Source organism: Dactylosporangium darangshiense (assembly GCF_039537565.1).
Classification (GTDB): Bacteria; Actinomycetota; Actinomycetes; order Mycobacteriales; family Micromonosporaceae; genus Dactylosporangium; species Dactylosporangium darangshiense.
In genome coordinates this window covers 49,478-66,374 of sequence record NZ_BAABAT010000015.1, presented here as the reverse complement: position 1 = coordinate 66,374, position 16,897 = coordinate 49,478, and the positions used below count along the sequence as shown (strand labels likewise).

The window sequence follows — 16,897 nt, the reverse complement described above, 5'->3', positions numbered from 1 at the left end:
CATATTGCACTCGGTGACACTTGGACTACTCTCAATACACAATCGATCGAAGACAGTTGATCGACTGCCACCCCCGGAACACGTGCCTGGCCGACGGCGATCGGAGTGCTGGACATGAACGTCAAGATTGTCGATCAAGTGCAGGGCGAACTACGCGAAGCGGCGTGGACGCTCTACTCGGAGGCATTCGCCGATCTCAACGCGCTGGCCGTCCAGCGCCATCTCATGTACCGCCACGAGTTCGACGACGTCATGGGCGACGCGCGGATCGCGAAGTACCTCTGCCTCGACACCGACGACACGGTCCGGGGGCTCTCGATCTACACCAACGAGCTCGACGCGGTGCCGCTCATCTCACCGGCGTACTTCGAGCGGCGCTGGCCCGCGCACTACGCCGAGGGCCGGATCTGGTACTGCGGCTTCGTGGCGACCCAGGCGGACTCCCGGGCCGCCACGGCGTTCGGCGAGCTCGTGACGCAGATGTACCTCACCGCGGCGGCGCAGAACGGCCTGATCGCGCTGGACTTCTGCAACCGCACCGACGAGGTGCGGCACATGGCCCGCGTCGTGCGCCTGATGCTGCACCGCCTCTCCGGCGACGTGAAGGCCCAGCGCATCGACGAGCAGCAGTACTGGCTCTACGAGTTCCCAACCGCTGCCTAGTTCCCCTCCTGTAGCAGCGTTTCCCTCCTACAGCAGCGGATCCCGCCACATCGGCCACACCGGCGGGCCGTCGGGCAGCAGCACCGGCGCCCGGCTCGTGTACCCGTGGCGCAGGTACAGCTCGCGGTTGCGCGGGTCGTTGGCCTCCAGGTACGCCGGGAGGGCCGCACGGTCCAGCCTTGCGTGGTGCCGGGCCAGCAGCGAGCTGCCGATGCCGAGGTTCTGCCGGTCGGGCCGCACCGCGACGAACGCCAGGTAGTGGTGCGGCACGAGCGGGTGCTCGGCCTCCAGAGCCGCGTCGAGCACGCAGATGCGGTCGAAGGCCGGGCCGGTGACCTCCTTGAGCCGGGCGTCGTAGTCCACCGGCGGCGGCAGCGCCCGGGTGAGCGGGAACCACAGCGCCACCCCGGAGAGCTTGCCGTCGATCGGGTCGACGCTGGCGTACACCTCGCCGCAGCGCACCGCGTGCTCGGCGAAGATCTCGAAGTACGCCGGGCTCGACTCGCGGCGCAGCGCCGCGTCGGGCATCAGCCAGCGCGCGACGGCGCCGTCGCTCATCGCCGCGACCAGCACCTCGGTGATCTCCTCGGTGCCGACCGGATCGATGTCGCGGACGACCACGTCCTGAATGGCGTGCGTCATGAGCATCCTCTCCCGAGAACGGATGCGGCTAGGCCGCGTGGTGCGCGACGTCGGCGGTGACCCGGTGCGGGCGCGCGGGACGGCCGAAGACGCCCTCCGGCACCACGAACCCCTCCGTGCCGCGGCCGATGCCGGCGTAGGCGTCGGGCCGGGCGCCGCGCATGATCGCGGCCCAGCCGACGCCGAAGGTCGCGCAGACCGCGTAGGCGGTCGGGAAGACCCAGTTGAACGGCGAGTCCGCCTTGACCTGCAGCAGCTGGCCCAGGCCGATGACGGTCGCCGCGAGCACGACGCTGAGCAGCAGGAACGCCAGCATCGGGGCGATGCGGGCGCGCCAGACGTTCTCCCGCCGGCGGTTGCGCAGGAAGAAGCCGACCACCGCCGCCGACGTGGCCCACATCAGGATGAGCACGCCGAGGCCGCCGACCACCGTCATCCACGCGAACAGGTGCACGAGCGGGTCGGTGCCCGTCACGAAGTACAGGATGAGCACGCCCAGCGCGAGGACGCTCTGGGTGAGCGAGCCCGCGATCGGTGCACCGGTGCGCGGGTGCGCGACGCCGAAGATCCGCGGCAGCACACGCTCGCGGCCGAGCGCGAACTGGTAGCGGGTCACCGACGTGTGAAACGCCAGCATCGCGGCGAACACGCTGGTCAGGAAGAGGATGTACCCGATGTTGACCAGCGCCTCGGGCACGTACGCCGCCACGAGGTTGAACACCAGGTCGGTCTGGTCGGCCTTGGCCCGCCCGACGATGTCGCCGGCGTTGACCGACATCGCCCACGCCGAGACCCCGCACAGCAGGCCGGGCAGGAACACGGCCCAGTGCGTGGCGCGGCCGATGGTCTTCTTCGGGTCCTTCGCCTCCTCGGAGAGCACGACGGTGGCCTCGAAGCCGACGAACCCCGCGATCGCCAGCACCAGCATCGCCACCACCTCAGGCGTGGCCAGCTGCTGCGGGTTGAGCGGGCCGAAGTCGACCCGGCCGCCGTGCGGGTGGGCGAGCATGACGAAGTCGTAGACGAGCACGATCGCGATCTCGACGGTGAGCAGGACCGCGAGCACCTTGCCGCTGAGGTCCACCCACAGCACGCCGAGGATCGCCACGAGGAACCAGCCGACGAGCGCGCACACGAACCAGCTGACCTTCACCCCGCTGGCCGCGAGGATGCCCTTCGCCACGACCCCGAACAGCCCGAGCAGGCCGATCTGCATCGCGGCGTAGGCGGGCAGCGCGATGAACGCCGCCGCCACGCCGATCATGCGGCCCAGCCCGTGGCTGATGTAGCTGTAGAACGCGCCGGAGTTGACGATGTGCCGGCTCATGGCCACGAAGCCGACGGTGAACAGGGACAGGATGAGGGCGGCCACGAAGTACACCAGGGGAACAGCGGTGTTGCCGACGACGGCGTAGATCGTCGATATCGCGCCCAGGATCACCGTCAGCGGTGCGGCCCCGGCGACGCCGAAGAACACCACGGACGGCACGCCGAGGCGGTTGCTGGCCAGCCCCCGCGTGACGATGTCGGGCCCGGTCAGGGTGGTACGCGCCATGTTCTCGTCTCTCCTTGAGGCGGGGCTCAGCGGCGGCCGGCGGCCAGGGCGGAGCCCACGGCGGCCTCGGTGTACTGCACGAGCTGGACGAGGTCGTCGGGGAGGGAGCTCATGATCCCGGGCATGTTCTGCATGCAGTCGCGCTGCTGCTGCGGGCTGAAGAAGACGTAGCGGGTCAGGCCGGTGGCCACGACCAGTGCCACGAGCACGCGGTCGGAGAGGTTCATCGACCGGCGCCGTCCGAGCGCCTCGGCGAGCCGGATCGACTCCCAGGCGGCGGCGTTGCGCTGGTCGGGGCTGACGGGCATGTAGAGGGTCTGCGCGCTGAGCAGCTTGCGCCGCGTCACCGGCTCCACCACGCCGGCCCGCAGCAGCCGCTCGCCGACCTGGTCCGCCGCGTCCTGCGACAGATAGGCGAGCCAGGTGCGGATCTCCTTGTGCTGGGGCTGTGCGACGAGCAGGTCGAGCAGGGTATGGGCGAGGGAGTCGCCGGGCGGTTCGTGGCTGACAACGTAGAGATCGCCGGTCATCGCACGCAGCCGGCCGAAGAGCATGAGCTCGCCCAGCAGGCCCGCCGCGAGACCGAGGCCGGTCGCTCTCGGGTGCAGCCGGGAACGGCCCGTCCGGTCGTCGTGCGCAATGAGGTAGTAGCTGTTGGCAAGCACCGCAATCACGCTCCTCGGCACTGGGCAAAAGGAGATCATGAATGAATGGGGGTTCATCCTCGACGTCCCAAGCATCATGTACCAAGCACTGCGCGTAGTGCAACGAGTACTAGACTCGGAGTATCGGACAACGTCGAAGTTGGATAGCGACTAGGGTCATCGACGTGCAGATGGACACCACCAGAACGCCCGAGGAGGTAACGGTGGCTGTCGACGAGGGGCCAACATTGCGCCGCCGTCGGCTGGCCGCCGAGCTGAAGAAGTGCCGCGAGGACGCGGGCTACACCCAGGAGCAGGTCTCCCGGCACTTCGAATGGCACTCGGCAAAGGTCACCCGCATCGAGAACGCGCGGGTCCCGGTGACCCCGCGGGACGTCAACGACCTGCTCACGCTGTACCGCGTAGGCGACAGCGACTACCGCGACGCCCTGATGACCCTGGCCCGGCTGGCCCGCCAGCGCGGCTGGTGGACCGACTACAAGGACGTCATGCGCCCGGGGAACTTCGTCGGCATGGAGGCCGACGCGTCCTCGGCCAAGGTCTGGGAGCCCATCGTGCTACCCGGCCTGCTGCAGAGCGAGGACTACATGCGCGCGCTCATCGGCAGCGGCCGCAGCCACGACCCGCAGGCGGCCAACGACCGCCGCGTCGAGCTGCGAAAGACCAGGCAGAAACGCCTGTCGGGCCCGTCGCCGCTCGAGCTGTGGGCTATCGTCGACGAGTCGGTCGTCCGCCGCCACGTCGGCGGCCCGCAGGTCATGGCCGGCCAGTGGCGCCGGCTCATCGAGGTCGCCCAGCTGCCCAACGTCACGCTGCAGGTGCTGCCGTTCGACGCGGGCGAGCATGCGTTCCTCGGCGGTTCCGTCGCACTGCTGGAGTTCCCGGACGTCGCCCACCTGGATGTCGTGTATCTCGAAGGGCTTGCCGGGGACTACTACGAGGAGCAGCCTGCAGAGGTCAAGCGTTACCGGCTCGAGTTCGAACGCCTCAGCACGAGAGCACTCACGCCGGAGGAGTCGACCGGCATGATCCAGAGCCTGCTCGACGCCCTCTGACCGCTGGGGAGTCCGCCAGGAAGGGAGGTGTGCTATGCATGACCACGAATTTTCAACATGCAGCCTGGCGTAAGAGCAGCCGGAGCAACGGCAATGGCGGCGCGAATTGCGTAGAGGTCGCGACCGTCGACACAGGAATCGGCGTGCGCGACAGCAAGGATCCTCACGGGCCAATTCTGCAATTTACGCCCATGGATTGGGAATCGTTTGTGGACGGCGCGAAGCGGGGCCGCTTCGAGCCCGCCCACGAAACGATGTGACGAAGCAACGGCGGTGCTGCCGACACCGTCATTGCAACCCGCAACGGCACCTCATCGTGCCACGTGCTCAAACCGATGACGCTTGATCGCGCGTAGCGGAGGGCCGATGCGTCCAGCATCGGTCCTTCGCAATAGGACGCATCGATGTTATTGCGTATCTTGACGCAAGCACAGCACGCCGTTTCGCAGCATCTGCAATTTCGGTGCTGTGTCATTGGCTCGCTGCGCTCGCGGCGGGGGAGCTCCGCTCCACCCGCACCCCCTCAAGACCTGCGGCGCCGCAGCCATCCGATGGCAGGTGCACTACGAGCGCGCCCGCGCGATCGGCTCGACGCGCCCATCGCCGTGGCTTCGGCGGCCCCTTCCATGAGCGGCATCGGCCTTCGCATCGTCGGCCCTGCTGGGCGCGCCTGTGCATGACGTGCGCATCGCGAGGGCGTGCGGTGGTTGGAGGTGAGATCAGCATACCGCACCGAGCGGCTCTGATCGATCGGTCGAAAAGGCCTGTTGACCTGCGGTTTCTTCGGCATAAGCTCGCGGCTCACGACGAGTCGGAGGTATCCGTTGGTCGATCCCGGCATGGTGACGTGGGCCCGCGTGGTCCTGCTGCAGCACTACCCTCGCCCTTACGAGCGCGTCCAGGCGTACCGGATCCTGGCCGCCGAGAACCCCTGGGCGTATGGGCCGCGGCTGGCCGAGGCGCTGGCCCGCTTCGTGGACGACTTCTCCCCCGCCGCACCCCCCGAGGCCTGCGAGCGCCTGCTGACCGAGGCCGCGACGGCGCTGCGCGACTGGGCCGCGCTGCGGGTGGCCCGGGGCGCCTTCTCCCCCGCCGAGCTGCGGTCCGATCTCCGCATCAACCCGTACGCCCTGCGCCCCTGGCCCCTGCTGGCCGCGTCCATCGCGCTGGCGGCCGCCGGCCGTAGCGACGCCGCCCTGTCCGTGACCGACGAGTACGTGCACGCCGCCCGCCGGCAGGACTTCGCGAGCGTGAAGGCGCAGCTGGCGGTCATCCTGTACCACCGGGCGGCGCTGCTGGAGGCCCGCTCCCGCACCCCCGAGGCGCTCCGCCTGCGCGCGGAGGCGGACGAGGCCGCCGCGGCGGGCGCGACCGCGGTGGGCAGCTGGCGCAGCCACCGGATCGCCGAACTCCTCCTCGCCTCCGCCCCACCACCGCGGACCTCCGGCCGCCGCTCGCTGACGCCCCCGGGCGCCGCCCCGTCGCGAACCCCGATGCCCCTGCGCTGACCACACAGCGCCCGAACCCCTGCATGTCCGAGCCGACGACCCCGGGCGCCGCCCCGTCACGAGCCCCGATGCCCCTGCGCTGACCACGCACAGCGCCCGATCCCCCGCGTGTCCGATAAGTCCGGCCTCCTCCGGAGGCCGGACTTATCGCCTTTATCCGCATAAGACGGCATCCTCCGCCGGAGCGGATTCGCCCCCGATCGTGCGGGAAAGCGTGTCCGTGCAGTGGAAGCACCGACCGGCACGTTGCGGTACGCCGAAAGGATGCGCGGCGGCGTGAACGACGGCGACGGCCTGCAGCTCGAGGGGCTGCGCCGGCGCAACGCCGGCGCCGTCCTGCGCGCCGTCCGCACCCGCGGGCCCCTGGCGCGTTCCGAGATCGCGCTCGCCGTCGGCCTGAGCCCCACGGCGGTCACGAAGATCACCGCCGAGCTGCTCCGGGCCGGGTTCATCGCCGAGGTACACGAGCCCGCGCCCGCCGCCCGCGAGCCCGGCCGCCCGCGCGTGCCGGTCGAGCTGGACCGCACCCGGCACCGCTTCGTCGGCGTGCACATCGGCCCGCGGCGCATCACCGCCGGCCTGGTCGACCTCGCCGGCGAGGTCGTCGCGCTGCGCGCCCGCGCGCACGGCGCCGCGACCCGCCCCGGTCCGGTGGCCGCCCGCGCCCGCCGCCTCGTCGACGAGGTGCTGGCCCACGACGGCGCCGGCCCCGGCCGGATTCTCGGCTACGGCGCCTGCGTCGGCGGCTGGGTGGTGCCCGAGACCGGCGTGGTCCGCGAGTTCCCCGGCCTGGGCTGGCGCGACGTGGCCCTGCGCGACGGGCTGCGGGTCGACGGACTGCCGGAACCGGCCGTCGACTCGACCGTGCGCTCCCTCGCCCTCGCCGAGGCCCGCGGCGGCGCGGCGCAGGGCGTCGACGACGTCCTGTACGTCCTCGTCGGCGACGCCATCGGCTGTGCACACGTGCTGCACGGCCGGATCGCCCGCGGACGCCGGTCCGCCGCCGGCACCATCGACCACCTCATCGGGACAGCCCGGCCCGATCGCCTGAGGTCGGTGGCCGGCGACGCCGCGGTCATCGCCGCCGCTCAGGAACACCACCTCGTGCCCGGCGGCGCGCACATCGAGGACCTCGTCGCCGTGGCCCGCGGCGACACGCCGCACGCCGGCGCGGCCGACCGGCTACTGGCCGAGCGGGCCCGCGGCATCGGCGCCGCGATCGGCGTCCTGCTCGACCTTTTCGACCCGGACGTGGTCGTCGTCGGCGGCAGCGTGCTGCTCGCGCCGGAGCACTTCGACGGCCTCGTCGCCGCCGCGCGCGAGCGCACCGCGCTGCCGCACGACGGGACCCCGGTGCTGCCGGCCGCCCTCGCCGGGCCGGTGTCGCTGGTCCGCGGCGCGGCGGCCCCCGTGCTCGACGCCTGCTACGCCGACCCCCTCGCCGCCGTCGCCGGCCGCCTCCCATGATCGCGGCGCACGGCCAGGACAATGCAGCGGCGCCCGGTATATAGGCCCGGGCCTGGCGTCGACAACCGTCCATCGATCCGTGAGACTTCCTCGCGTGGAGTCGCAGATCGCCTTCGCCGGCGCCCGCTCCGGCACCGGCCCGGCCACCTGGGGACAGAGCGCGATCTGGGACGTGGTGCGCCGGCTCGGGGACGATGCTGCGCGGTACAACGTCGCCGGCGGCCTGCCGCTGGACCCGCCGCTGCCGATGGACCGCCTCGGCGACGCGATCCGGGCGCTGCTGCGCCACCACGACTCGCTGCACACCACGCTGCGCTTCGACGGCGACCGGCTCGAGCAGGTCGCGCACACGGCCGGCGCGATCGACGTGCACACCCGGGCGTCCGAGCCCGGCGACGTCGTCGAGACCGCGTACGCCTTCTACCACGAGCTGGCGGCGATCCCGTTCGACGCCGAACGGCAGCTGCCGCTGCGGGTCGGTGCGGTGCTCGCCGGCGGCCGCGCGGCCTACGTGATCCTGTCGGTGTCGCACACCGCCTCCGACGGCTGGGGGCTGCGCAACCTGCTCGCTGACTGCGCCGCGCTGTGCGCGGGCCGGGAGCCGGGCGACGAGCAGCGGCAGCAGCCGCTCGAGGAGGCGGCGTACCAGGTCTCGGAGCGGGGCCGCCGCGCCGACGCCGCCGCCCGCCGGTCCTGGCGCGAGAAGCTCGAGCGCGGCCCCGCCAGCCAGTTCCCGGACCGGGCCGGCCGGCCGGCCGCCGACGCCTTCCCCAACGCCGTGCTCAACTCGCCCGCCCTCGCCCTGGCGCTCGACCGGGTCGCCGCGGGCCTCGCGGTCAACCAGCACGCGGTGCTGCTCGCCGCGGCGGCGGCCGCCGCGGCCCGGCTCGGCGGCGCGCCCGACGCCGTCTTCCAGATCGTGGTGAACAACCGCTTCCGGCCCGGCATGGCGGGCGCGGTCAACACCATCGCCCAGGAGGGCCTGCTGCACCTGCCCGGCACCGGCGGCGACTTCGCCGGGCTGGTCCGGCGCAGCTTCGGCGCCGCCCTGTCCGCCCAGCGCCACGCGTACTACGACAAGCTCGCCCTGGACCGCGACATCGCCGCCCTGCAGGCCGCCTGCGACCACTCGTGCTTCGTCAACGACACCCGCGGGCTGATGCCGATCCTCGGCTACGCCGGCCCGGAGCCGGAGCCGCTGGACCACGCCCGGTCCCGCACCACGCTGACCTGGCCGCTGGAGCACGCGCCGCGGCGCAACACCACGTTCGCCCTCGACGCGCAGGACGCCCCCGGCAGCCTCGAGCTCGCGATGACCGCCGACGCCGCCGTCCTGCCCCGCCCCGACATGGAGCGCTTCCTGCTCGGCATCGAGGACCTCGTCGTCACCCAGGCCCTCCAACTCGAATAGAAAATTCTGCAACCGGGACCGATGAGTCCCGCGGGAGGGCGGCGTTACACCTCGCGTCCACGGCACACGGCCGGGAACGACACGAGGAGCCACAGCAGTGAACGTCATCATCTACGGCGCGGCGGGCGACATCGGCACGGCGGTTGCGGAGGAGTTCGCCCGGCGGGGCGCGACCGTGCACCTGACCGGCCGCACCGCGGCGACGCTCGAGGCGCTGGCCGCGCGCATCCGCGAGCAGGGCGGCAAGGCCGAGGCCGCGGTCGTCGACGCCTACGACGAGGCGGCGGTCGAGGAGCACGCCGAGAGCGTCGGGCGCATCGATGTGTCGCTCAACCTGGTGCCGCGCGGCGACGTGCAGGGCATCCCGCTGATCGACATGAGCGTCGCCGAGCTGTCCCGCGCGGTCACCAACGGGATCACCACCAACTTCATCACCGCCCGGGCCGCCGCGCAGCGCATGGTCACCCAGGGCGAGGGGGTCATCCTCGCGCTGGACAGCGGCTCGGCGCACGGCAGCCCGATGATGGGCAGCACCGGCCCGGCGGACGCGGCCATCGACACGCTCGTGCGCAACCTCGCCATGGAGATCGGGCCGCGCGGCGTGCGGGTCATGGGCATCTGGGTGGCCGGCATCCTGGAGACCCTGACGCTGCCGAAGCTGCAGGCGGTCAACGCGGCCATCGACGAGGGCACGCTCGCCGGCATCCACGCCGGCCTCGACGCGGCCCGGATGCTGCGCCGCTCCCCGAGCCTGGCCGAGATCGCCGAGACGATCGCGTTCCTGGCCTCGCCGGCCGCCCGCGGCATCACCGGCACCTGGTTCAACGTCACCGGCATGTTCACGAGCTGACCGCGGCGGCCCCTCAGCGATGGGCCGAGGCCGCGACCGCCGGGCTCATCGCGGAGGCGACGTAGTAGCGCAGCCAGTTGTCCAGCAGCATCCGCATCCTTGCCCGGATCTCGAGGTCGGCCCAGTCCAGCTCCTCGAGGAACGCCGCGTAGTCGGCCTCGGACGGGCCGAGGTGCCCCTCGGCGACGAGCTGCGGGCGGCGGACCCGGGCCAGGGCGGCGGCGATGCCCGAGGTCAGCTCCGGGTGGACCTGCAGCGTGCGGGCGGTCGGGCCGATGGCGAGGGACTCGTTGCGGTACACCTCGCCGTAGGCCAGCTCCGTCACCGGCCCCAGCGGCGAGGACGCCGGCACGTCGTACACCGCGTCGACGTGCGAGGTGAAGACGTCGAAGCTGTCGGGCAGGCCGTGGAAGAGCGGGTCGCGCCGCCCGGCCGGGGTGAGCGTCAGCTGCTCGATGCCGAAGCGCCGCCCCCGGTGCCCGACCTTGCACACCGCGCTGGCGGTCTCCGCCTTCGCCTGGTGCGACCAGCAGATGTGCAGCTCGGGCACGCCGAGGCGCTGCGCCTCGCTGAGGTACTCCTTCACCCGCCGGATCCACGGCAGCTCCTCGTAGGAGGAGTGGCCGGACCCGCCGCCGATGATCCCGTGCGCCTCGATCGTGGCCGGCAGCGGCTCGCCGTCGGCGACGTGCACGACCTGGATCTGGTCCGGGTCGAGGCGGGTGACCTCGGCGATCCAGTCCCGGTACGGCGTCAGCCCCATGTCCCGGATCGGGTCCTGCTCCTGCATGTTGAGGAACAGCAGCCGGCAGCGCTGGCGCACGTGCAGGGGACGCCGCAGCCCGCCCGGCTCGGCGTCCCGATGGTCGATGGTCGCTGCCAACGGTGGACGGGCGGTCATGCTGCGCAACGCTCCTGGGACGGGCGGACACGGACCGGCCGATTGTGCGCCCTTCTCCCGGTCCGGGTCGCCTGATCCCACAAATGCCCGATAACGGATCAGCGTATATTTGCCGCATCCAGGGCGGCCTGCAGGGACTGGCGGTAGCCGTCGCTGGTCACGGTCGCGCCGGAGACGCTGTCGATGTCCGCGCTCTGTGCCTGCAGCACCTCGGTGCGCAGCTGCGGCAGCGCGTAGGCGTTGATCTCCTGGTCGCGCCGGTTGCTCTTCGGGTAGGTGACCGCGGTCACATCGGTGATCTTCCCGCCGTCGACGGTGATCCGCACCTGCACCGGTCCCCAGCGGGTCTGCGCGACCGAGCCGTCGTAGGTCTTGCCGGAACCGGAACCGGAGCCGGAGCCCGACCCGGCGGCCGGCGGCGCCGTTGCCGCGGTCGTCGTCGACGCGCCGCCGCCCGGGCCCATGGTGCTGGTGCGGTACCCGAACAGCAGCACCAGCGCCGCCGTCGTCGAGGCCAGCCAGAGCACGATCCGTCGCATCAGGGAGTCCTCCGGGTCACCAGGCGAAGCGTTCGGTGTGCAGGCGACCGGGGGCGACGCCGGCGGCGCGGGCCTCCCGCAGTACCGCATCCGTCCACCCCTCGGGACCGCAGGCGTAGACGTGATGCCCGGCCACGCCCGGCACGACCGCCGCCAGGGTGACTCCGGCCAGGTCGCGGGGCAGCCACGAGTCCCCGGCGCGGCGGCCGAGCAGGGTCACCACGCGCACCCCGCGGTGGCGGGCCAGCCAGGCCAGCTCGTCGCGGAAGGCGAGGTCGGCCTCGGTGCGGGCGCGGTAGACCAGCGTCGCCTCGCCGGGCGCGTAGGGCAGGTCCCACAGCAGCGCGAGCAGGGGCGTGACGCCGACGCCGCAGGCCAGCATCGTGACCGGGCCGCCGCGGTACGTCTCGCCGGTGAGCCGGCCGTACGGGCCCTCGATGAGCACCCGGGTGCCCGGGCGCAGCCCCGCCACCCGCGCGCTGCCGTCGCCGAGGTCCTTGACGGTGATGCGCAGCAGGTCGTCGCGCGGCGGGCCGGACAGCGAGTACGGGTGCGCGCGCGACCAGCCGGGCCCGTCGAGGAAGCGCCACAGGAAGAACTGCCCGGCCCGCACCGGCAGCCGGTCGAGGCGCCGCCCGCGCAGGTACACCGAGACCAGCCCCGGCCCCTCGGCGCGCACCTCGCCGACCCGCAGCGCGTGCAAGCGGCTGCGCCACAGCGGCATCCCGACGCGGAAGACCAGCACCGCGCCGGCCGCGGCGGCGTAGAGCGTCCACCAGTAGGCGCGCGCGGCCGGCGAGCCGATGAAGTCCGCGCCCGTCCACAGCTGGTGCGGCAGGGCCAGCCCGACGCCGAGGTACGCGTACAGGTGCAGCAGGTGCCACGACTCGTACCGCAGCCGGCGCCGCGCGGCCCGCACGGACGTCACGGTGACCATGACGAGCGCGGCGGTGCCGGCGGCGGCGAGCAGCATGCCCGGGTACTGCGTGACGAGGTCCCACAGCTCGGCGAACGCGTTGGCGTGCGCCTGCCCGGCGTAGCCCAGGACGATGAGCACGACGTGCGCGGCCATGAGGTGGAACGAGGTGAACCCGGTCCAGCGGTGCCAGCGGGCCAGGCGGTCCTGGCCGAAGGCGCGCTCCACGGCGGGGATCCGGGCCAGCAGCAGCACCTGCAGGAGCATGAGGTCGGCGGCGAGCAGCCCCGGCAGCCGCCCGATCGCGGTGACGGCCGCCCAGCCGCCGCCGGCGACCTCGCCCGCGCCGCCGCCGTTGATCCACAGCGCGATGACGACGAGCAGGCTCACCCCGGCCGCGATCCCGACGGCGTCCGCCCACCACCACGGCGTGTCGTGGCGCCGTGCGAGCACCGCTGCTGTAGTCATGCGCTCAACGATCGGGGGCACGAATGCCAGCGTGCTGTGCGGTCCCTGAGATTTCGCTGGGAACCGCCGGACCGCCGAGCGCGGCGGAGATGCCGGGCGCGGCCAGCCGCTGGTACATCAGCGCCATCCGCCGCGGCGGGTGCCGGAACCCGTCGTCGATCCACCACACGAGCAGCCCGATCGCGGCGCTCGTTGCGAACTCGACAACCCCGTCGACCGGCAGGTCCGACCCGGCGGCGGCCAGGTGCGGCGCGAGGTGCGGGCGCAGCAGCCCGGCGAGCAGCTCGTGCAAGCGCCGGCGGAAGGCTGGGCCACCCCGGCGGCCGAACAGGGCGGCGTAGAGGGTGCGGTTGCGGTACGCGTGCGCGAAGAGCCCGACGACGGGCTGCCCCGGCTCGGGCGCCACGCCGGGTGCCAGCGCGTCGAGGTCGGCCCGCAGCCGCTCGGCGAGGTCGTCGAAGCCGGCCATGAGCAGCGCGTCCTTGTCGCGGAAGTGCGCGTAGAAGGTGGAGCGGCCCACGTCGGCGCGGTCGAGGACGTCCTGGACGGTCGTGGCCTCGTACCCCTGCTCGATGACCAGCTCGACCAGCGCCTCGCCCAGGATCCGGCGCGTGCGGCGCACCCTGCGGTCCACGTGACCCCTCCGTTTCCGGACGGTTTGCGGCATCCGTTCGGTACCGGACGCCGCCCTCCGCAGCGTAACCGAACATGGTGTTCGGAAACAGGCGAGAGGAGATCCTGATGAAGCTGCACGAGCGCATGTTCGGCCTGGCCGGGCACGCCCGGATCTACCACGGGCTGGTCCGGCCGTTCTTCTCCCCGATGTACCGCCGGATCGCCGCCGACGTCGCGAACGCCGGGCTGCCGGCGGGCGCCCGGATCCTCGACGCCGGCACCGGCCCGGGCACGGTGCCCCTGGCCCTGGCCAAGGCCGTGCCGGGCGTGCGGATCCACGGCGTGGACCTGTCGGCCGAGATGATCGAGGAGGCCCGGCACGCCGCGGAGGCGGCCCGGGTGGGCGACCGGGTGACGTTCACCGTCGCCGACGTGGCGGCGCTGCCGTTCATGGACGGCGAGTTCGACCTCATCGTGTCGTCGATGAGCCTGCATCACTGGTCGGAGCCGGCCGCGGGCGTGCGCGAGCTGCGCCGGGTCCTGCGTCCGGGCGGGCGGATGTGGATCTACGACGCCCGGATGGCGCTGCGCCGCGGCGAGGTGCCCGGCATCCCGTCGCGCCGCGAGCCGGTGCGCACCGGCCGCCTGCCGGTCCGCCTCGTCGGCCGGCTGGTCTTCGGGGCGGTACCGTGATCGCGTGGATCGCTGCGACGAATGCGGCTTCGCCTACGACGGCGTCGCCGCCGCCGAGGTGCCCGCCCGGCTCGAGGGCTTCACCGGGCGCTACGCGCAGGCCCTGGGCGCCGTGACCGACCTGCGGCGCCGGCCCGCGCCCGAGGTGTGGTCGGCGCTGGAGTACGCCTGCCACGTCCGCGACGTCCTCGCCGTGCAGCGCGAGCGCCTGGAGCTCGCGCTGCGCACCGAGGCGCCCGAGTTCGTGCCGATGGGCCGCGACGACCTCGTCGTGACGCGGGCGTACAACGCGCAGGACCCAGCGGACGTCGTCGCCGCGCTCGGTGCGAACGCGTCCGCGCTCGCGGCGGCGTTCGGCGCCCTCGGCCCGGCCGAGCTCGACCGGGTCGGGCTCTACCCGTGGCCGGATCCGGTCGAGCGCACCCTGCTGTGGCTCGGCCGGCACACCGTCCACGAGGGCGAGCACCACCTGATGGACATCCGCCGCGGCGGCTAACCAGCGGGAAACCTTCGCGTCCGGCCGTTCGCCGCCGGCCGCCGCGACCTGGTACCCCGGGTCAGTGCTGGAGGTTCCACAGCCGGATCGTCCGGTCGACGCTGCCGCTGGCGAGGGTCTTGCCGTCCGGTGAGAACGCCACGCTGGTGACGCTGTCGATGTGGCCTGTGAGCGCGGGCCCGATGACCTTGCGGCCGGCGACGTCCCAGAGCCGGATGGCCCGGTCGGTGGCGCAGGTGGCCAGGGTCGCGCCGTCGGGTGAGAAGGCCAGGCCGGCCACGCCGCCGGCGTGCCCGTACTCGAGGCTGCCGATCTGCCGGTGGTTGGCGGTGTCCCAGAGCATGATGCTGTAGTCGGGCCCGGCGACGGCGAGCGTGTCGCCGTCGGGGCTGAACTCGAAGACGTTGCCGTCGGGTGCGGCGCCGGTCAGGTCGGCGCCGATCGCGCGGCGGGTGCCGCGGTCCCACAGCCGTACGCCGTCGGCCCAGTCGCTGGCGAGCACCCCGTTGTCGCTCGGGTGGAACCGCACCGCGTCGACCTTGTGGTCGGCGTCGTTGAGCGGCTCGCCGAGCGGGGTGTGGTCGGTCAGCCGCCACAGGCGCAGCCGATTGCTGTCGACAACGGCGAGGGTCTTGCCGTCCCGGCTCAGCGCGACGGCGCTGATCGTCGTGGAGGAGCGCGGGACGGCGCTGCTCGGCTTGCGCGTCGCGGTGTCCCAGGCGTTGACAGCACCGTCGACGCCGCCGGTAATGAGCGTCTTGCCGTCGGCGCTGAGCGCAAACCCGACGATCGAGGCGCTGTGGCCCACCATCGGGTCGCCGAGCGGCAGTCCGGTGGCAGCGTTCCAGATCCGGGCGCTGTTGTCCCGGCTCACCGAGATGAGCGTACTGCTGTCGCGCGGGTGGAACGCCACGCCCGACACGGTGCCGATGTGGCCGGTGAGCACACCGCCGGCGCTGGCGCTGCGCACCGGCCTCGCTTGCCACGGCCGCCAGACGGCGAGACCGGCCGCCGCGCCGGCCACCGGAACGGCCGCCGCCGCGAGCAGCAGGCCACGGCGCGACACGCGCCGCATCGCGGGCTCCGGCGCTGTCTCAGGCCCAGCCGCCACCGGCTCCGTCCCAGGCCCAGCTGCCACCGGCTCCGTCCGCGGCCCAGCCGCCACCGGCTCCGTCCGCGGCTCCGGCGCCGGTTGTGCCGCCGATTGGAACGGTTGCACCGGGATCGGCGGGGCCGGTTGCGCGGTGGCCGGCGGGGCCGGTTGCGGCGCTGTCAGCGATGCCGGTTCGCGAAGCGGTGGTGACATTTCGAGAATTTCGGGAGGCGGCGGCGCGACGACCATCGGGGCCGTCGTCACCGCGAGGCCGGCGGAAAGGCTGCCCTCGGCGACCACGAGCTCCGGCTGATCGGTCACGGTCGGTGCGATCCCCAGCGTCCGGTGCAGCAGGGTCGCCACCAGCGGCAGCCGCGACGCCCCGCCCACGAGGAACAGGCCCGCGACCAACTCCGGTGCCAGCCCCGCTTCGCGAACCGTCCGCAGCGTCAGCTCGATCGTCCGCTCGACATGCGGCCGGGCCGCCTTCTCGAACTCCTCCCGGGTCAGGTGTAGCTCGACGTCGACGATCGGCACGTACAGTTGCGCCGCCGAATGCCGCGACAGCTGCTCCTTGACCGCCCGGGCGGCCCGCCACAGTGTGTACCGGGCTTGCCGGTCGATCGGTGTCTGCGGCCAGCTGAGCCGCCCCCACGCCTCGGCCGCGCCCGCTGTGAGGCTGCGCGCGTGTGCGACCACCACGGCGTCGAGGTCCAGCCCACCGACGTCGGGGAGCCCGGCGGCCGCCACGACCTCGAGGTCTTTGCCGGCCCGCCGCACGATACTCACGTCGAACGTGCCAGCGCCGAGGTCGTACACGATCAGCGCCCGCCCGGCCGGCAGCGCGCCACCCAGCACTTCGACGAAGTACGCGGCGGCCGCGACCGGCTCGGCCACCAGGTCGACAGCCCCAAGCCCGGCCCGGCCCGCCGCCTCGACGAGCGCACTCAGCCGGGGCCGGCTCCACGCCGCCGGGTGGGTGAGCACGGTTCGCTCGGTCGGCCCGCCGGCGACCCGGCTCGCCTCGGCAGCGGCCCGGGCGAGGACTGCGGCCATGAGGTCGACGACCGGGTACTCGCGTTCTCCGAGCCACACGGTCCCGTCGTCGATGCGCCGCTTCGGGTTCGCCTCGTGCCCCGCCGGGAACGCGGTCGCGGCCCGCTCGGCGTCGGCCCCGGTGAGCAGCTGCGTGCCGGCGACGATGGATACGGCGGAGGACAGCAGCGGCGAGGCGTCGAACAGCAATGGCCGCACCCGCCCGTCCGGCCCCCGGAGCACGGCGACGGTCGACGAGGTACCGAAGTCGATGCCCAGCCGATCCCCGCCCGCAGTCACGCGCACACCTTATGGATCTCTGTCG

General features: G+C 72.9%; 17 protein-coding genes. 9 read left to right on the top strand and 8 right to left on the bottom strand.

Annotation, left to right across the window (positions count from 1 at the left end):
* Positions 1-114: 114 nt before the first annotated feature.
* A complete protein-coding gene (locus ABD901_RS26465) occupies positions 115-663 on the top strand; it encodes a hypothetical protein (protein ID WP_345130207.1) in 549 nt (182 codons plus the stop codon).
* Positions 664-690: 27 nt separating this feature from the next.
* Here the strand turns inward: ABD901_RS26465 and ABD901_RS26460 are convergent, their stop codons facing one another.
* The 3 genes from ABD901_RS26460 to ABD901_RS26450 are packed head-to-tail and all read right to left on the bottom strand — an operon-like array spanning position 691 to position 3,525.
* Positions 691-1,305 (bottom strand): GNAT family N-acetyltransferase, encoded by a 615-nt coding sequence (locus tag ABD901_RS26460; RefSeq protein ID WP_345130205.1) that lies wholly within the window; start codon positions 1,303-1,305, stop codon positions 691-693.
* Between the two features lie 28 nt (positions 1,306-1,333).
* The gene (locus ABD901_RS26455) at positions 1,334-2,860 is read right to left on the bottom strand and encodes an APC family permease (RefSeq protein WP_345130202.1); all 1,527 of its coding nucleotides are present in this window, start codon (positions 2,858-2,860) and stop codon (positions 1,334-1,336) included.
* A 26-nt stretch (positions 2,861-2,886) separates the two neighbouring features.
* A complete protein-coding gene (locus ABD901_RS26450; protein ID WP_345130200.1) occupies positions 2,887-3,525 on the bottom strand; it encodes a GOLPH3/VPS74 family protein in 639 nt (212 codons plus the stop codon).
* A gap of 170 nt (positions 3,526-3,695) precedes the next feature.
* Here ABD901_RS26450 and ABD901_RS26445 point away from each other — a divergent pair, with 170 nt between their 5' ends.
* From ABD901_RS26445 to ABD901_RS26420, 6 genes are all read left to right on the top strand, one after another.
* Positions 3,696-4,580, top strand: coding sequence for a helix-turn-helix domain-containing protein (locus tag ABD901_RS26445; RefSeq protein WP_345130198.1), 885 nt, complete (start codon positions 3,696-3,698; stop codon positions 4,578-4,580).
* 38 nt (positions 4,581-4,618) lie between these two features.
* Positions 4,619-4,840: a DUF397 domain-containing protein gene (locus ABD901_RS26440; protein WP_345130196.1), complete on the top strand. Its 222-nt coding sequence runs from the start codon at positions 4,619-4,621 to the stop codon at positions 4,838-4,840.
* Positions 4,841-5,419: 579 nt separating this feature from the next.
* On the top strand, positions 5,420-6,088 hold the full coding sequence (locus tag ABD901_RS26435; RefSeq protein WP_345130193.1) for a hypothetical protein: 669 nt from the start codon (positions 5,420-5,422) through the stop codon (positions 6,086-6,088).
* Between the two features lie 225 nt (positions 6,089-6,313).
* Positions 6,314-7,555 (top strand): ROK family protein, encoded by a 1,242-nt coding sequence (locus ABD901_RS26430; protein ID WP_345130191.1) that lies wholly within the window; start codon positions 6,314-6,316, stop codon positions 7,553-7,555.
* Between the two features lie 94 nt (positions 7,556-7,649).
* Positions 7,650-8,966, top strand: coding sequence for a condensation domain-containing protein (locus ABD901_RS26425; RefSeq protein ID WP_345130189.1), 1,317 nt, complete (start codon positions 7,650-7,652; stop codon positions 8,964-8,966).
* A gap of 97 nt (positions 8,967-9,063) precedes the next feature.
* Positions 9,064-9,816: an SDR family NAD(P)-dependent oxidoreductase gene (locus tag ABD901_RS26420; protein WP_345130187.1), complete on the top strand. Its 753-nt coding sequence runs from the start codon at positions 9,064-9,066 to the stop codon at positions 9,814-9,816.
* A 13-nt stretch (positions 9,817-9,829) separates the two neighbouring features.
* Here ABD901_RS26420 and ABD901_RS26415 read toward each other — a convergent pair whose 3' ends face one another.
* From ABD901_RS26415 to ABD901_RS26400, 4 genes are all read right to left on the bottom strand, one after another.
* Positions 9,830-10,717: a type 1 glutamine amidotransferase gene (locus tag ABD901_RS26415; RefSeq protein WP_345130185.1), complete on the bottom strand. Its 888-nt coding sequence runs from the start codon at positions 10,715-10,717 to the stop codon at positions 9,830-9,832.
* Between the two features lie 98 nt (positions 10,718-10,815).
* Positions 10,816-11,256 (bottom strand): FMN-binding protein, encoded by a 441-nt coding sequence (locus ABD901_RS26410; protein ID WP_345130183.1) that lies wholly within the window; start codon positions 11,254-11,256, stop codon positions 10,816-10,818.
* 16 nt (positions 11,257-11,272) lie between these two features.
* Positions 11,273-12,640 (bottom strand): ferredoxin reductase family protein, encoded by a 1,368-nt coding sequence (locus ABD901_RS26405; RefSeq protein ID WP_345130181.1) that lies wholly within the window; start codon positions 12,638-12,640, stop codon positions 11,273-11,275.
* A gap of 4 nt (positions 12,641-12,644) precedes the next feature.
* Positions 12,645-13,274: a TetR/AcrR family transcriptional regulator gene (locus tag ABD901_RS26400; RefSeq protein ID WP_345130179.1), complete on the bottom strand. Its 630-nt coding sequence runs from the start codon at positions 13,272-13,274 to the stop codon at positions 12,645-12,647.
* Between the two features lie 107 nt (positions 13,275-13,381).
* Between ABD901_RS26400 and ABD901_RS26395 the strand changes: the two genes are divergently transcribed.
* Both ABD901_RS26395 and ABD901_RS26390 read left to right on the top strand, forming a co-directional pair.
* Complete coding sequence (locus ABD901_RS26395) at positions 13,382-13,948, top strand: class I SAM-dependent methyltransferase (RefSeq protein WP_345130177.1); 567 nt, start codon at positions 13,382-13,384, stop codon at positions 13,946-13,948.
* A 4-nt stretch (positions 13,949-13,952) separates the two neighbouring features.
* Positions 13,953-14,444 (top strand): DinB family protein, encoded by a 492-nt coding sequence (locus tag ABD901_RS26390; protein ID WP_345130175.1) that lies wholly within the window; start codon positions 13,953-13,955, stop codon positions 14,442-14,444.
* A gap of 61 nt (positions 14,445-14,505) precedes the next feature.
* On the opposite strand, the gene ABD901_RS26385 is transcribed toward ABD901_RS26390, so the two are convergent.
* On the bottom strand, positions 14,506-16,872 hold the full coding sequence (locus tag ABD901_RS26385; protein ID WP_345130173.1) for an Hsp70 family protein: 2,367 nt from the start codon (positions 16,870-16,872) through the stop codon (positions 14,506-14,508).
* Positions 16,873-16,897 lie beyond the last annotated feature (25 nt).

Bases quoted from the DNA above. Each gene is read 5' to 3' on its own strand.
- ABD901_RS26465 (WP_345130207.1), top strand. From the start codon at position 115: ATGAACGTCAAGATTGTCGATCAAGTGCAGGGCGAACTACGCGAAGCG.
- ABD901_RS26460 (WP_345130205.1), bottom strand. From the start codon at position 1,305: ATGACGCACGCCATTCAGGACGTGGTCGTCCGCGACATCGATCCGGTC.
- ABD901_RS26455 (WP_345130202.1), bottom strand. From the start codon at position 2,860: ATGGCGCGTACCACCCTGACCGGGCCCGACATCGTCACGCGGGGGCTG.
- ABD901_RS26445 (WP_345130198.1), top strand. From the start codon at position 3,696: ATGGACACCACCAGAACGCCCGAGGAGGTAACGGTGGCTGTCGACGAG.
- ABD901_RS26440 (WP_345130196.1), top strand. From the start codon at position 4,619: ATGACCACGAATTTTCAACATGCAGCCTGGCGTAAGAGCAGCCGGAGC.
- ABD901_RS26435 (WP_345130193.1), top strand. From the start codon at position 5,420: ATGGTGACGTGGGCCCGCGTGGTCCTGCTGCAGCACTACCCTCGCCCT.
- ABD901_RS26415 (WP_345130185.1), bottom strand. From the start codon at position 10,717: ATGACCGCCCGTCCACCGTTGGCAGCGACCATCGACCATCGGGACGCC.
- ABD901_RS26410 (WP_345130183.1), bottom strand. From the start codon at position 11,256: ATGCGACGGATCGTGCTCTGGCTGGCCTCGACGACGGCGGCGCTGGTG.
- ABD901_RS26405 (WP_345130181.1), bottom strand. From the start codon at position 12,640: ATGACTACAGCAGCGGTGCTCGCACGGCGCCACGACACGCCGTGGTGG.
- ABD901_RS26395 (WP_345130177.1), top strand. From the start codon at position 13,382: ATGAAGCTGCACGAGCGCATGTTCGGCCTGGCCGGGCACGCCCGGATC.